We start from the raw sequence: 15,416 nt of genomic DNA, 5'->3' as shown, positions 1-15,416 counted from the left end.
GGTCGTCCCCAAGATTCCTGGACCCTCCGGGACTTCCCGCAAACCTCGCCTCGGGCTTGAAATGCTGGCCGGACGGACCGTTTCCGACCCCGCGAAGTCTTGACACCCGAGCCGCGCCGAATCAGCATCGAAGCGCTTCGAAAGAGCCGCGCCGTTCCATCGCAAGGGGACCTCCTCGTGACCGCATCCACGCCGCCCGTGCCGCCGTTCCGCGATTCGCGACTGCCGTTCGCGAAGCGCGTCGACGACCTGCTGTCGCGTCTGACACCCGACGAGAAGGCGGCTTTCCTGCACCAGTACGCCCCCGCCGTCGAGCGGCTCGGCATCGCCGCGTTCCGCACCGGGCAGGAGGCTCTGCACGGGGTCGCCTGGATGGGCCCGGCGACGGTGTTCCCGCAGGCCGTCGGCCTCGGCGCGACCTGGAACGAGGATCTGGTGCGCCGGGTCGGCGAGGCGGTGGGGCAGGAGGCCCGCGCGATGCGCGCCCGCGACGAGCGGGTCGGCCTCAACGTCTGGGCCCCCACGGTGAACCTGCTGCGCCACCCGCTGTGGGGCCGCAACGAGGAGGGCTACTCCGAGGACCCGCGGCTCACCTCCGCCCTTGCCACCGCCTACACCCACGGCCTGCGCGGTACCGACCCGATGTACTGGCGCACCGCCCCCGTGCTCAAGCACTGGCTGGCGCACAACAACGAGACGGACCGCGACACCTCCTCGTCCTCGGTGCGCCCGCGGGTGCTGCACGAGTACGACCTGCGCGCCTTCCGCGCCACCGTCGAGGCGGGCGCGGTGGCCGGGGTGATGCCGGCGTACAACCTGGTCAACGGGCGCCCCAACCACGTCTCCCCGTATCTGCGCGAGCAGTTGCGGACCTGGACCGAGGAGGAGCTGCTGGTCTGCTCGGACGCGGGGGCGCCCTCCAACCTGGTCGACTCCGAGCACTACTTCGACACCCACGAGGAGGCGACCGCCGCCGCGGTCCTGGCCGGTGTGGACAGCTTCACCGACCACGGCACCGACTCCTCGCCGATCGTCGCCCGCGTGCAAGGCGCGCTCGAGCAGGGCCTGTTGACCGAGGCGGACCTCGACCGCGCGGTGCGCCGGCAGCTCTCGGTCCGTTTCCGGCTCGGGGAGTTCGACGGCCCGGACGCCTTCGACGCCTCCGGCGCGCACGACACCCCGGAGCACCGGGAGCTGGCCCGGGAGGCGGCCGAGCAGGCGATCGTGCTGCTGAAGAACGACGGTGTCCTGCCGCTCGCCCCCGGCACCCGGATCGCGGTCGTCGGGCTGCTCGCCGACGAGTGCAAGCTCGACTGGTACAGCGGCACCCTGATGCACCGCTCCACCCCGCTGGAGGGCCTGTACGAGCGGTTCGGCGCGGACTGTGTGCGGTTCACCGAAGGGGTGGACCGGGTCCGGCTGCGCACGGCCGACGGCCGGTATCTGCGGGTGCCCGAGGCCGTGGGGGCCGCCGACGAGGTGCGCGGCGCCGAGGGCGCGCTGGACCCGGCGCTGCTCGGCGGCCGTACCGATCTGCCGCCGCTGACGGCCGGCGCCGAGGGCACCGAGTTCGCCCTGATCGACTGGGGCGAGGGCGTGCTCACCCTGCGCGCTCCCGACGGGCGCTATCTCTCGGTCGCCGACGACGGTCCGGTCCGCGCCTCCGCCGACCGGCCCGGCGGCTGGGTCGTGCAGGAGACGTTCCGGCTCGAACCCCACGAGCACGGTCACCTCCTCAGGCACTTGGGGACGGGCCGCCCCGTGTGCGTCGCCGCCGACGGCGTGAAGGTTGCCGAGGAGGGCGCCGAGATCTTCGCGCTGGAGGTCGTCGAGCGCGGCGAGGCGGCGGTGGCACGGGTGGCGGCCGACGCGGACGTGGTCGTGGTGGTCGCGGGCAACGACCCGCACATCAACGGCCGGGAGACGCAGGACCGCACCACCCTGGCGCTGCCGGGCCACCAGCGGCGGCTGCTGCGCGCCGCCCGCGCCGCGAACTCGCGGACCGTGCTCGCGCTGGTCTCCGCGTACCCCTACGCCGTCGAGCCGGGCCCCCTCGCGGCCGTGCTGTGGACCGCGCACGGCGGCCAGGCCGCGGGCACGGCGCTGGCCCGGGTGCTGGCCGGTGACGTCTCCCCCGCCGGCCGGCTGCCGCAGACCTGGTACTCCCGCGACGCCGACCTGCCGGACCTGCTCGACTACGACGTGATCGGCGGCCGTCAGACCTACCTCTACTTCGAGGGCGTCCCGCTGTTCCCGTTCGGGCACGGACTGTCCTACGCCTCGTTCGCGTACGACGACCTGAGCGCCCGGGTCGACGGTGACGCGGTACTGGTGTCGTTCGGCGTGACCAACACCGGTCGCACCACGGCCGACGAGGTGGCCCAGTTGTACCTGCGCGCGGCCGCCCCGTCGGTGGTGCGGCCGCGCCGGGAGCTGCTGGCGCACCGCAGGCTGACCCTGGCACCCGGGGAGCGGACCGACCTCGAACTCACCGTGCCGTTGAGGGACTTCGGGTTCTGGGACGTGGCCGAGGGCCGGTGGCGCGTGGAACCGGGGCCGTACGAGCTGCTGGCGGCCGCCTCGAGCGAGGACGTCCGGGCACGGACGACGGTGACGCTCGAGGGCGAGCCCGCGAAGCCGCGCGCCGTCGCCGAACGCGGCCTGGAGGCAGCCGACTTCGACGAGCAGAGCGGCACCCGGATCGTCGACCGCACCAAGGTGTCCGGGGACGCGGTGACCACGGCCGGGGACGGCACCGGCGAACTGGTCTACCGCGACTGCGACTTCGGCCCGGGTGTCACGGCGGTCCGGGCGCGCCTCGCGGGCGAGGGCGTGCTGGAGGTGTCCCTCGACGGCGGCCCGGTCCTCGCGGTGCTGACCCCGGCCGCCCCGACGCCGGGCCCGTACTCCTACGTCACCGTGGACGCCCGGCTGACCGCCGAGGGCGTGCACGACGTCCACCTCAGGCTGCGCGGCCCGCTGCGGCTCGCGCACGTCGGCTTCTCCGGCTGAGGGTCCGGTGGAAGCCGGCGCAGGGAAGGGGCCCGGCAGCGGAAGCGCACCGGTGCCGGGCCCCTTCGGCACGGGTCAGGGGGGACCGTCGCCCCGCGCGGCAGCGGTCACCTGACGGCCACCGACCCTGTGCGGTCGCGGACACGGCGACGGCCGGAGCCCCCGCACAGTGTGGGCTCCGGCCGTGGTCCGGCCGCCGTGACGGTGTGTCCGTGACGCCTCAGAGGGCGAGGCCGGTCAGCACCAGGACGCGCTCATAGGTGTAGTCGTCCATCGCGTAGCGGACGCCCTCGCGGCCGACGCCGGACTGCTTGACGCCGCCGTACGGCATCTGGTCGGCGCGGTAGGAGGGCACGTCGCCGACGATCACGCCGCCGACCTCCAGCGCACGGTGGGCGCGGAAGGCGGTGCGCAGGTCGTGGGTGAACACACCCGCCTGGAGGCCGAACTTGGAGTCGTTGACTGCGGCGAACGCCTCGGCCTCGCCGTCCACCTTCTGCAGGCTCAGGACCGGGCCGAAGACCTCCTCGCTGGCGAGGGTGACGCCCTCGGGCAGGCCCGCCACCACGGTCGGCGCGTAGGTGGCGCCGTCCCGGGTGCCGCCGGTGAGGAGCTTGGCGCCGGCCTCGACGGCCTCGTTCACCCAGGACTCCACGCGCCGGGCGGCGTCCTCGCTGACCAGCGGGCCCACGTCGGTGGAGTCGGCGGCCGGGTCGCCGGTGACCTGCGCCTCGACGGCCGCGACGACCTTCTCGGCCAGCCGGTCGTAGACGGAGGCGTCGGCGATCACGCGCTGCACGGAGATGCAGGACTGGCCGGCCTGGTAGTTGGAGAAGGTGGCGATCCGGGTCGCCGCCCAGTCCAGGTCCGCCTCGGAGGACCAGTCGCCGAGGACGACGGCCGCGGCGTTGCCGCCCAGCTCCAGCGTGCAGTGCTTGTGCGGCACGGACTGCTGGATGGCGTAGCCGACCTTGTCCGAGCCGGTGAAGGAGATGACCGGCAGGCGCTCGTCCTGGACCAGGGCGGGCATGGCCTCGTTGAGCACCGGCAGCACCGACCAGGAACCGGCCGGCAGGTCCGTCTCGGCGAGCAGCTCACCGAGGATCAGACCGGACAGCGGGGTGGCCGGGGCGGGCTTGAGGATGATCGGCGCGCCGACGGCGATGGCCGGGGCGATCTTGTGGGCGCACAGGTTCAGCGGGAAGTTGAACGGCGCGATGCCGAGGACCACGCCCTTGGGGAAGCGGCGAGTCAGGCCCAGGCGGCCGACGCCGCCGGCGTCGGTGTCCAGGCGCTGGGCGTCGCCACCGTTGAAGCGGCGGGCCTCCTCGGCCGCGAAGCGGAAGACGGAGACGGCACGGCCGACCTCGCCGCGCGCCCACTTGACCGGCTTGCCGTTCTCGGCGGAGATCAGCTGGGCGATCTCCTCGGTGCGCTCGGCCAGCCGCCTGGAGACGTGGTCCAGGGCGGCGGCGCGTACGTGGGCCGGGGTGGCGGCGAACTCGTCGAGCACACCGTGCGCGGCGGCGACGGCCTCCTCGACCTGGGCCTCGGTCGGGACGCTGACCTTGCCGACGAGACGGCCGTCGTACGGGTTCGTCACGTCGAAGGTGTCCGTGCCGGTGGCCTGGCGGCCGGCGAGCCAGAAGGCGTGGGTGGCGGTCATCGAGTCCCGGCCCTTCCGCGTAGAGGTCTGCTGGGGGTTACCTGAACCACCGTAGGTGGGGCGTGCGGGCGACGGGGTTGTCCGATTCGTAGCAGTCGGCTTCCGGGGTGCGCCGCTTTGGACTTCTGCTCATCGGGGGTGCGCCGCTTTCGGCCTCTGCTCGCCGGGGTGGGCCGCTTTCCGCTTCGGCTCGTCGGCGTGCGCCGATTTCGGCCTCTACTCGGGGGCCGTGGCCTTCAGCGCCAGCCACAGCTCCATCCGTACGTCCGGGTCGTCCAGGGAGCGGCCGAGGATCTCCTCGACGCGCCGCATCCGGTAGCGCAGGGTGTGGCGGTGCACGCCCAGGTCGGCGGCGGCCGCGTCCCACTGGCCGTGCCGGGACAGCCAGGCCTTCAGGGAGGCGACGAGGTCGCCGCGGCCGGTGGCGTCGTGCTCGTACAGCGGCCGCAGCAGACCGTCGGCGAACGCCTTCACGGCGTCGTCGGCCAGCAGCGGCACGACGGACCCGGCGGCGAGCTGCTCGTGCTCGACCAGGACGCGGCCGCGCCGACGCGCCACCGACAGGGCCTGCTCGGCCTGCTTGTAAGCGGCGGCCGCGGCGATCGGCCCGACGGGCGCGGACAGGCCGACGACCAGTTCCGCCTCCTCGCCGGGCACGAGCTCCCGTGCGGCGGCGCCCGCGCGGCCCGGCTGCTCGCGCCCGCCCTGCCCGCCGCGCGCGGCCGCCCCGAACTCGGCGCCACCGGCGCGGGCGGCCTCCCGCGTGGCCGCGTACCGCTCGCACGCGGTCACGGCCGCGCCGCCGTCCGCGGCCAGCACCACCAGCCGCTCCCCCTCCGGCACCACCAGTACGGGCTCGCCGGAGCGGGCCGCGGCGGACTCCACCAGCTCGGTGAGCGTGCCGAGGGCCTCGGCGCGGTCGGCCGGGGGCGCCACGCACTCGGCGAGGACGATCCGGAAAGGGGCGTCCAGCAGCTCCCCGTACAGGTCACCGGCGACCGCGCGGGCGTGGTCGGGCTCCCCGGCCAGCAGCATGCGCAGCACGGCCGCCCCGATGCGCAGCTCGGCGGCGTGCAGTGAGCGGGAGCGTTCGGTGGTGAGGGTGAGCAGGGCGATGGCGGAGTGCAGGGCGTAGCGCTCGGCCGTGCCGAGGGCGGCGGCGGTGCCGACGGCGAGGGCGGCGCGAGGGCGGCGGCCGGTGCCGATGGTGTGCAGCTCGACGCGGTCCTCGTGTTCGGGCCCGCCGACCACGGAGCTGGCGGGCGCGGGCCGCTCGCGCAGCCGCTCCACGTCGGCGGTGAGCCGGGCGGCGCGCCGGCCCGCCCAGTCCGGCGCGGCGGCGACGACGGCGCCGGAGGCGTCGTAGAGCGCGGCCCAGCCGTCGACCTGGGCGGCGAGGTGGGCGAGCAGTCCCTCGGGGCCCTCGCCGAGCGCCTGCCGGGTCAGTTCGCGCTGGGCGGCGAAGCCCGCGGTGACCGCCCGGTACTGGTCGGCGGCGATGGCGGCCGAGACGGCCTTGGTGATGGCGAGGAACGGGGTGCGCCGGGGCACCTCGATGAGCGGCAGCCCCTCCTGTGCGCAGGCGTCGACCAGGGCGGTGGGGATCTCGTCGTAGTTGACGCCGACCGCGAAGCCGAGCCCGACGACTCCCGCGCCCTCCAGCCGCCGCACGTAGCGGCGCATCGCCTCGGGGTCCTCGGCGTCCAGCTTCAGCGCGGTGACCAGCAGCAGTTCGCCGCCCTCCATGTAGGGCACGGGGTCGGCGAGTTCGCTGACGTGCGCCCAGCGCACGGGCACGTCCAGACGGTCCTCGCCCGCCCGCACGGTCAGCTTGAGCGCGGAGTGGTGGACGAGCGAGGCGAGCGTGGGTGGCATGGGGCCTTCAGATCCGGAGGGCGGAGGCTGATCACTTGGCCGCGGTGTACGAACGGCCTGGCTCGATTCTGCCTCACCGTACGGTCGGAACCCCAGCGTCACACGGATCTCTGCCGGACGGGCCCTAGGTCCTGTCGTCGAACTCCCGTCGTCGCCCGGAGGGCGGCCCTGCGGCGTCAGGTGCGTGCTCTGGGGGTCCCCCCTCTGGGGGAGTGCCGGGTGCAAGCCCTCGTACTGGACGTACTCGGGCTTGTGCCCGGTGCGGCGAGTGGGGGCACCTCCCACGAAGTGGGGGAGCGTGCAGGGCGTCGCGGGGCAGGCGGGAGTTCGACGACAGGACCTAGTCCCGGAGGTCCACCAGCAGCGGCGGCGCGTGCTCCCCCTTGACCGTCGTCAGCGACAGCACGGCGTGCCCGGGCGGCACCCCGTGCGCCAGCTCCGACGCCGACCAGCGCTCCCGCTCGACCTGGCGGACGGTGACGGCACGGGCGGTGGGCGCCTTGCCGGTGATCACCCGGCGCAGCATGTGCACGGCCTTGCCCGCCGGGGTCTCGGCGATGATCTGCCGGTCGGTGACGTCCCGGGCCTCGATCCACTCCTTGCCCCAGACCTCGGCGAAGTCCTGCCCGTCCCACGGGGTGAGCCCGGACAGGGCCATCCGGCAGCCGGTGGCGCCGAGCAGCGGGCCGCGCAGCGGACGCGGTACGTCGTCGAGGGTGCGCAGGGTGAGCACGACCCCGGCGTTGGACGACCGCAGCCGCTGGATGCCGCGCACGGCCTCGGGCGTGACGACCCCGGTGGCGTCGTCCAGCACCAGACAGGCGAACAGCGACCGGTCCTCGCGTACCGCCACGCTCGCGGTGAACTGGGCGAGCACCAGCCGGGCCAGCATGCGCGAGGCGTCGGCGTGGCCGCGCTCGGGCAGGTCGACGCGGACCCGGACCGGGTGGTCGAGGGCCTTGAGGGAGAAGGGCCGGGACGCGCCCGAGGTGTCGAAGAAGCCCGCGAAGGCGGGGCGGTCGAGCAGCGCGATCCGGTCGGCGAGGGTGCCGCCCGGGTCGCCCGGCTGTCCGAGCTGCCGTTCGCGCGCGTCGAGCTCCCGCAGCAGCGACTCCTGTCCCGACTCGTCCAGGGCCTGGCGCAGCTCGGCGATCGGGCCGAGATCCCCGTCCAGCAGACGGCGCAGCTCGGGGACGCCGGGAAAGCGGCCGTGCACGGCACGGAAGGGGCCGAGCAGCCGGGCGAGCACGGTGGTGGCGCGGCGTACGTCGTCGAGGTCGCCGACCAGGGCCTCGGCCAGTATCGCGGCGGCCTCGTCCGGGTCGGTGGTGCCGCCGTAGAGGTCGAGGTCGTACACGGAGTCGGCGTTGCCCACGCGGACGACCACGTCGAAGGCGTCGGCCGGGCCGAGCCCCGCGCCCGCGGCGCCGACCACGACGACGGCGGCGCGCCCGGCCAGCGCGTGCAGGCACAGCGACTCGGTGAGCGGCCGGACCAGGCTGCCGGTCTTGCCGGACCCGGCGGGGCCGACGGCGACGAGGGAGGTGCCGAGCAGATCGGGGCCGAGTCCGAGACCGGTGCCCCGGTAGGAGTAGGGGTTGCGCGGGTCGTCGGCGGTGGTGCCGAGCCGTACCTGGCCGGTGAGCAGGTCGTGGCGGGCGTGCCGGGCGGGCAGGTCGCGCTCGCCGGAGGGGTGCGGACAGGCGGCGGAGCCGTCCTGGAGGACCGCGCCGGTGAAGGTGGCCAGCGGGAAGCGGCCGGTGCGCACGCCCTGCCAGGCGCGGGCGATCCGGGCCTGGTCGACGTCCCGCATGAGCCCGCCGCGCGCCTCCTCGGCGAGCCGGTCGGCGGCGTCGACGGCCCCGGCGGCGCGCAGCTGCGGCCAGGCGGCGGGGTCGTCCTCGGGGGCGGGGGCGGGCCGGTCGGGCTCACCGCGGCGCAGCAACGGGGCGACGAAGCGGCGCCAGACGTCACCCCAGCGGCCCAGCCGCCCCACCCCGACCATGATCCCCAGGGCGACGACCAGGGTGTAGCCGTTGTAGAGCAGGGCGTTGCCGATCCGGCTGTCGCTGCCGAGCCAGGAGTCGGGGACGAGCAGCTCCAGCGGCAGTATCCACCAGCCGCCGAGGTAGCCGTTCTGGAGGAGGGACCAGAGCAGCCAGCCGACGAGGAAGGCGATCAGCGCGCCGCCGAGCAGCTGGCGGGCGGGCACCTCCTCGGGTTCCTCCGCGCCGCGCGGCCGGTGCCCGAGGCGCCACACCCCCGGTGCGGCCTCGGGCCTCGGTGCCCGCAGCCAGGACAGGAAGGCGGAGCCGTCCCGCCGGGGCGGGGCCGCCGGCATCGGCGGTGCCGCGGGCATGTCCGGGGGGCCCGCCGGACGCGGCACCGGGTTCGCCTGTGTGCCCCGTGCGTCCTGGGTCCCGTCGCTGTCCATCGCCCTTGCCCCCCCTGACCAGCCGTGCGGTCCGTCGTCAGCGGTCAATCTAACGCTCTGCCAAGGGGAGTTCACCGGTACGCGGCGGGGACGCGCCAGCCGGCGTCGGCCGGCCCGGGCGCCCGGCTATGTCCACGGCGGACAACCGCGACACGCGAAGACGCCCACTTGGAGCATGCCGACCCCTCCTGACCGGGCCTAGCCTGCGACAAAAGAAGGAAAGCGTCCGTAAAGACGTCCGTAAGACCCACAGGAGCCCTCATGACCGCAGTTCCGCAGGAGCGCCGCGTCGTCACCGCCATCCCCGGCCCGAAGTCGCAGGAGCTTCAGGCCCGCCGTCTCGCGACGGTGGCGCAGGGCGTGGGCTCGGTGCTGCCCGTGTTCACCGCGCGCGCCGGCGGCGGCATCATCGAGGACGTCGACGGCAACCGCCTGATCGACTTCGGTTCCGGCATCGCCGTGACCTCCGTGGGCGCCTCGGCCGAGGCCGTCGTACGCCGCGCGAGCGCCCAGCTCGCCGACTTCACCCACACCTGTTTCATGGTCACCCCCTACGAGGGCTACGTGGAGGTCGCCGAGGCCCTCGCCGAGCTCACCCCGGGTGACCACGCCAAGAAGTCCGCGCTGTTCAACTCGGGCGCCGAGGCCGTCGAGAACGCGGTGAAGATCGCCCGCGCGTACACCAAGCGCCAGGCCGTCGTCGTCTTCGACCACGGCTACCACGGCCGGACGAACCTGACGATGGCCCTGACCGCGAAGAACATGCCGTACAAGAACGGCTTCGGCCCGTTCGCGCCCGAGGTCTACCGCGTCCCGGTCGCCTACGGCTACCGCTGGCTGACGGGTCCGGAGAACGCCGGTGCCGAGGCGTCCGCCCAGGCCATCGACATGATCAACAAGCAGATCGGCGCCGACAACGTCGCCGCGATCATCATCGAGCCGGTGCTCGGCGAGGGCGGCTTCATCGAGCCGGCCAAGGGCTTCCTGCCGGCGATCGTGAAGTACGCCAACGACAACGGCATCGTCTTCGTCGCCGACGAGATCCAGTCCGGCTTCTGCCGCACCGGCCAGTGGTTCGCCTGCGAGGACGAGGGCATCGTCCCGGACCTGATCACCACCGCCAAGGGCATCGCCGGCGGTCTGCCGCTGGCCGCGGTGACCGGCCGCGCCGAGATCATGGACGCCGCGCACGCCGGCGGCCTGGGCGGCACCTACGGCGGCAACCCGGTGGCCTGCGCCGGTGCGCTCGGCTCCATCGAGACGATGAAGGAGCTCGACCTCAACGCCAAGGCGAAGAACATCGAGGCGGTCATGAAGGCCCGCCTCGGCGCCATGGCCGAGAAGTTCGACATCATCGGCGACATCCGCGGCCGCGGCGCCATGATCGCCATCGAGCTGGTCAAGGACCGCGCCACCAAGGAGCCGAACCCGGAGGCGACCGCCGCGCTCGCCAAGGCGTGCCACGCCGAGGGCCTGCTGGTCCTGACCTGTGGCACCTACGGCAACGTGCTGCGTTTCCTGCCGCCGCTGGTCATCGGCGACGACCTGCTGAACGAGGGTCTCGACATCATCGAGCAGGCGTTCGCGCGCATCTGAGCAGGTGGTCCGCACCTCTGAAGGGGCGTCTGCGGCAGACGTGTGAAGAAGGTGTGCGGGGTAGATGGCAGGACGCCGTTCCGGCTGTTCCGGCCCCGCACCCTGACGTAAGTTCTTCCCAGATGAGAGATACACCCCGCTCGTGGGGCACCACGGGCGATGCCAGGCCGGGGCCTCCCCAGCTTCGACCTGGTCGTGCCCTCGCGCACACAGACGGGGCTTCAGGCTCCGGATCTCCTCACCGATCGGACGGTCGCCCGCCCCAGACCCCCCGGGGCGCGCGGCGTTCCGATCCGTTCGGCCGCCCCGGAACCACCCCCCCTGTTCCGGGGCGGCCGACCTTTTTCCTCCTTCTGCTGCTCCCGGCCGTTCTCTTCGGCCTGATCACCTGGCAGGTGGTGGCCGACGGCCCGCTGGTCGGCCTGGACGAGCGGCTGAGCCGGGCGCTGGTACGCCCCGGCCGACTCTCCGAGTGGCTCTCCGACCTGGGCAGTGCGCTGGTCGCGCTTCCCGTGGTCGCCGTGGCGGCGGTGTACTCGGGCGGGCTGTCCCGGCGCGAGGGCGTACGGCGCTGGTGGCTTCCGGTCGTCTGGACGGCGCTGCTGATGGTGCTGGTGCCCGCGCTGGTCGTCCCGGTCAAGGAACTCACCGGCCGGCCCGGCACCCCGGCCGTGCCGCCGGGCACCGGCTACTTCCCCTCCGGCCACACGGCGACGGCGGCCGTCGCCTACGGCGCGGCCGCCCTGCTCCTCCTCTCCCGGGTCTCCTCCGTCCTTCTGCGGCGTGTGATCGTGACGGTGTACGCCGCGCTCGTGCTCGGCGTCTCCTACGGCCTCGTCCGGCGCGGCTACCACTGGCCACTGGACGTCGTGGCCAGTTGGTGCCTGTCGGCGGTGCTGCTGACCGCCTATGTCGCCGCGCTCAGCCGAAGTAGCCGTCGAACGTCCGCTGGAACTCCCAGTTCGAGAAGCGGTCCCAGTTGACCGACCAGGTCATCAGGCCGCGCAGCGCGGGCCAGGTGCCGTGGGTGGTGTACGAGCCGCAGTTGGTCTTCTTCGTCAGGCAGTCCAGGGTCTTCACGACCTCGGCGGGGGCGACATGGCCGTTGCCCGCGTTGGTCGACGCCGGCATGCCGATCGCGACCTGGTCCGGACGCAGCGGCGGGAAGACGTTGCTGGTGTCGCCCGCGACCGGGAAGCCGGTGAGCAGCATGTCGGTCATGGCGATGTGGAAGTCGGCGCCGCCCATGGAGTGGTACTGGTTGTCCAGGCCCATGATCGGGCCGGAGTTGTAGTCCTGGACGTGCAGCAGGGTCAGGTCGTCGCGCAGGGCGTGGATGACCGGGAGGTACGCCCCGCAGCGCGGGTCCTGGCCGCCCCACTTGCCGGTGCCGTAGAACTGGTAGCCCATCTGCACGAAGAAGGTCTCCGGGGCCATCGACAGCACGAACTCGGCGCCGTAGCGGGCCTTGAGGGTCTTCAGTGCGGAGATGAGGTTGACGACGACCGGGGTCTTGGGGTTCCTGAAGTCGGTGTCGTCGGCGTTCAGGGACAGGGAGTGGCCCTCGAAGTCGATGTCGAGGCCGTCGAGTCCGTACTCGTCGATGATCCGCGAGACCGAGGAGACGAAGGTGTCGCGCGCGGCGGCCGTGGTCAGCTGCACCTGGCCGTTCTGGCCGCCGATGGAGATCAGGACCTTCTTGCCGGCCGCCTGCTTGGCCTTGACGGCGGCCTTGAACTCGGCGTCGCTCTCCACGTTCGGGCACTCGGTGACCGGGCAGCGGTTGAAGCGGATGTCGCCGGAGGTGACCGAGGTGGGTTCCCCGAAGGCCAGGTCGATGACGTCCCAGCTGTCGGGCACGTCGGCCAGTCGGGTGTAGCCGGAGCCGTTGGCGAAGGTGGTGTGGAGGTAGCCGACGAGGGCGTGCGCCGGGAGGCCGGGGTTGCCGCCCCCGCCGCCCGGGGCGGTGGTCGCGTTGACGGTGGCCGAACGCGCGGACTCCCCTGCGTCGTTGAGGGCGGAGACCTGGAAGGCGTAGGCGGTGGCGGGCGACAGGCCGGTGACGGTGGCCGAAGTGCCCGTCACCGTCTGGACCTTGGTGCCGCCCCGGTACACGGCGTAGCTCGTGGCGCCGGAGACCGCGGGCCAGGACAGGGCGACGCTGCTGGAGGTGACGGTGCCGACCGTGAGGCCGGTGGGGGTGGCGGGCGGCTGGGTGGGGGTCGCGCCGGGGCCGACCAGGGAGATGTCGTCGGCGTGGTAGGCGCCGGTGCCGTACCAGCCGTGGGTGTACAGGGTGACGCGGGTGGTGGACGGGCCGGTGCGGAAGGTCGTCGTCAGCCGCTGCCAGTCGGGGGCGGACTGGGTCCAGGCGGAGACGTCGGTGGTGCCGGTGCCGCTCGCGCCGAGATAGACGTAGGAGCCTCGGACGTAGCCGGACAGCGTGTACTGCGCGTCCGGCTGCACGGTCACCGTCTGGGAGCAGCGGGCGTTGTCGCCGCCGGCCGGGGTGGCCTGGAGCGCGCGGGTGCCGGTGCGCACGGGCGAGGTGACGGTGGTGCCCGCGGTGCAGGTCCAGCCGTCGAGTCCGGCCTCGAACCCGCCGTTGCGCGCGAGGTCCGCGTCGGCCGCACGGGCGGCCGACGACAGCGCGGTGATGCCGGGTACGGCGAGTGCCGCGGCCGTCAGCAGGGCGACCAGGGGTCTGGAGCGTTCCACAAGTGCCTCCGGGCATGGGGGAGATGGAGGGTGGAGCGCTGCCAGCTTGGTCCAGACCAATTGAGTGGTCAAGACCTCTCGCGGTGACCGGCCCGTCCCTTGGGGCGCTCTAGTCGCCCCCGTCCCTGGCGAGACCGGCCGCCGCCTCGTGCATCGCCAGTTCCAGCCGCGCCGGGTCGGTGAGGGTGCCCGAGCCGTCCGGTGACACCAGCCAGCGCACTCCGCCGGCGGAGCGGACCGGATGGGGCACCACGACCCAGCTGCCCGCCCCGGCCGTGCGGATGCCCGTGCCGATCCAGCGGGCGGCCGTGCCGGGCGGTACCAGGAACCCCATCCGGCTGTCGGTGATGTCGACCAGCACCGGGCCGGGCCGGGCGAGGATGCGGGTCAGCACGTCGAGGGTGGGGTAGCCGAGCCCGCCCGGCAGGATCAGCACGTCCCAGGCCCGCCCGGCGGGCAGCAGGGCGACCCCGAGCGGATTGCGCTCCCACTCCCAGCGGCACGCCTCGGGGTCCGGTGCGACGGACGCCAGCCACTCCACCGCGGTCTTCGGCCCAGCCATGAAGAAACCTCCCTCTCGCTCATGGACACGTTCGCGTCCACGAGGGAGAGGGAGGTCCGCGCCGATCATTACGCGGCTTTGCCGCCCACTTTCGGGTGACGGCGCTCACCGGGATTCAGGAATCGAAGCCCAGCCCCAGCCGGTCCATCGCCCGCAGCCACAGATTGCGCCGCCCGCCGTGCGCGTCCGCGCGGGCCAGCGACCACTTGGTCAGGGCGATACCGGTCCAGGCGAACGGCTCCGGCGGGAACGGCAGCGGCTTCCTGCGGACCATCTCCAGCTCGGTGCGCTCGGTGCGCTCCCCCGCCAGCAGGTCCAGCATCACGTCGGCGCCGAACCGGGTCGCGCCGACGCCGAGACCCGTGTAGCCCGCCGCGTACGCCACCTTGCCCTGGTGGGCGGTGCCGAAGAAGGCCGAGAAGCGCGAGCAGGTGTCGATGGCTCCGCCCCAGGCGTGCGTGAAACGCGTCCCCTCCAGCTGCGGGAAGCAGGTGAAGAAGTGCTCGGCGAGCTTGGCGTAGGTCTCCGGCCGGTCGTCGTACTCCGCCCGCACCCGTCCGCCGTACGGATAGACCGCGTCGTAGCCGCCCCACAGGACGCGGTTGTCGGCGCTGAGCCGGAAGTAGTGGAACTGGTTGGCGCTGTCCCCGAGCCCCTGCCGGTTCTTCCAGCCGATCGCGTCCAGCTGCTCCTGGCCGAGCGGCTCGGTCATCAGGGCGTAGTCGTAGACCGGCACGGTGAACGAGCGCACCCGCTTGACCAGGCTGGGGAAGATGTTGGTGCCCAGCGCCACCTTGCGGGCGCGCACCCGGCCGTACGGGGTGCGCACGGCCATCCCGGTGCCGTAGGGCTTCAGGGTCAGCGCGGGCGTGTGCTCGTAGACCCGGACGCCGAGTTCGACGCAGGCCCGCTTCAGGCCCCACACCAGCTTGGCCGGGTTGAGCATGGCCACGCCGCGCCGGTCGTACAGGCCGGCCTGGAAGGTCGGTGAGTCGACCTGTTCGCGCACCGCGTCGGCGTCGAGGAACTCCATGTCCTCGGCGAGTCCCTCGCGCCGCATCTCCTCGTACCAGTCGCGCAGTTCCCACGCCTGGTACGTCTCGGTCGCGACATCGATCTCGCCGGTGCGCTCGAACTCGCAGTCCAGGCCGTAGCGGGCGACCGCCTTCTCGATCTCGTCGAGGTTGCGGGTGCCCAGCTCCTGGAGCCTGTGGATCTCGTCCGGCCAGCGGGCGAGCCCGTTGGGCAGACCGTGGGTGAGGGAGGCGGCGCAGAAGCCGCCGTTGCGGCCCGAGGCGGCCCAGCCCACCTCGCGGCCTTCCAGCAGGACGACGTCCGCCTGCGGGTCGCGCTCCTTGGCCAGGAGCGCGGTCCACAGTCCGCTGTAACCGCCGCCCACGACCAGCAGGTCGCAGGTCTCGGCGCCGGTCAGCGCGGGTTCGGGGCGGGGCCGGCCGGGGTCGTCCAGCCAGTACGGGACCGGCTGGGCGTCGGAGAGTGCTTTTGTCCAGTGATTGCCACGACTCATGGCGCTCGGGGCCATGATTTCAACT

9 protein-coding genes are annotated in these 15,416 nt (G+C 73.4%); 3 read left to right on the top strand and 6 right to left on the bottom strand.

Going from position 1 to position 15,416, the window contains the following annotated elements; genetic code table 11:
• Positions 1 to 177: 177 nt before the first annotated feature.
• Positions 178 to 3,012 carry a glycoside hydrolase family 3 C-terminal domain-containing protein gene (locus ACZ6SQ_RS21455; protein WP_469564378.1) on the top strand — a complete coding sequence of 945 codons (2,835 nt, stop codon included), beginning with the start codon at positions 178 to 180 and terminating at the stop codon, positions 3,010 to 3,012.
• Between the two features lie 220 nt (positions 3,013 to 3,232).
• Here ACZ6SQ_RS21455 and ACZ6SQ_RS21450 read toward each other — a convergent pair whose 3' ends face one another.
• The 3 genes from ACZ6SQ_RS21450 to ACZ6SQ_RS21440 all read right to left on the bottom strand — a co-directional run bounded on the left by ACZ6SQ_RS21450 (position 3,233) and on the right by ACZ6SQ_RS21440 (position 8,987).
• Positions 3,233 to 4,678: an aldehyde dehydrogenase family protein gene (locus ACZ6SQ_RS21450; protein ID WP_469564376.1), complete on the bottom strand. Its 1,446-nt coding sequence runs from the start codon at positions 4,676 to 4,678 to the stop codon at positions 3,233 to 3,235.
• Between the two features lie 216 nt (positions 4,679 to 4,894).
• Positions 4,895 to 6,553: a PucR family transcriptional regulator gene (locus ACZ6SQ_RS21445; protein ID WP_469564374.1), complete on the bottom strand. Its 1,659-nt coding sequence runs from the start codon at positions 6,551 to 6,553 to the stop codon at positions 4,895 to 4,897.
• 340 nt (positions 6,554 to 6,893) lie between these two features.
• Complete coding sequence (locus tag ACZ6SQ_RS21440) at positions 6,894 to 8,987, bottom strand: ATP-binding protein (RefSeq protein ID WP_469564370.1); 2,094 nt, start codon at positions 8,985 to 8,987, stop codon at positions 6,894 to 6,896.
• A gap of 261 nt (positions 8,988 to 9,248) precedes the next feature.
• Between ACZ6SQ_RS21440 and gabT the strand changes: the two genes are divergently transcribed.
• Both gabT and ACZ6SQ_RS21430 read left to right on the top strand, forming a co-directional pair.
• Positions 9,249 to 10,583, top strand: coding sequence for a 4-aminobutyrate--2-oxoglutarate transaminase (gene gabT / locus ACZ6SQ_RS21435; protein WP_386377983.1), 1,335 nt, complete (start codon positions 9,249 to 9,251; stop codon positions 10,581 to 10,583).
• A 395-nt stretch (positions 10,584 to 10,978) separates the two neighbouring features.
• On the top strand, positions 10,979 to 11,566 hold the full coding sequence (locus ACZ6SQ_RS21430; protein WP_469564365.1) for a phosphatase PAP2 family protein: 588 nt from the start codon (positions 10,979 to 10,981) through the stop codon (positions 11,564 to 11,566).
• Here ACZ6SQ_RS21430 and ACZ6SQ_RS21425 read toward each other — a convergent pair.
• The 3 genes from ACZ6SQ_RS21425 to ACZ6SQ_RS21415 form a co-directional block, all read right to left on the bottom strand.
• Positions 11,505 to 13,301 (bottom strand): chitinase, encoded by a 1,797-nt coding sequence (locus ACZ6SQ_RS21425; RefSeq protein ID WP_469564363.1) that lies wholly within the window; start codon positions 13,299 to 13,301, stop codon positions 11,505 to 11,507. The two genes, ACZ6SQ_RS21430 and ACZ6SQ_RS21425, sit on opposite strands and share 62 nt — an antisense overlap.
• Positions 13,302 to 13,410: 109 nt before the next feature.
• The gene (locus ACZ6SQ_RS21420; protein ID WP_469564360.1) at positions 13,411 to 13,863 is read right to left on the bottom strand and encodes a bifunctional DNA primase/polymerase; all 453 of its coding nucleotides are present in this window, start codon (positions 13,861 to 13,863) and stop codon (positions 13,411 to 13,413) included.
• 115 nt (positions 13,864 to 13,978) lie between these two features.
• On the bottom strand, positions 13,979 to 15,406 hold the full coding sequence (locus ACZ6SQ_RS21415; protein WP_469564357.1) for an NAD(P)/FAD-dependent oxidoreductase: 1,428 nt from the start codon (positions 15,404 to 15,406) through the stop codon (positions 13,979 to 13,981).
• Between the last annotated feature and the right edge of the window lie 10 nt (positions 15,407 to 15,416).

This window comes from Streptomyces sp. NPDC048600 (assembly GCF_055587025.1).
Note: the sequence above shows the minus strand (reverse complement) of the source record. Positions and strands in the feature narration are given on the sequence as shown.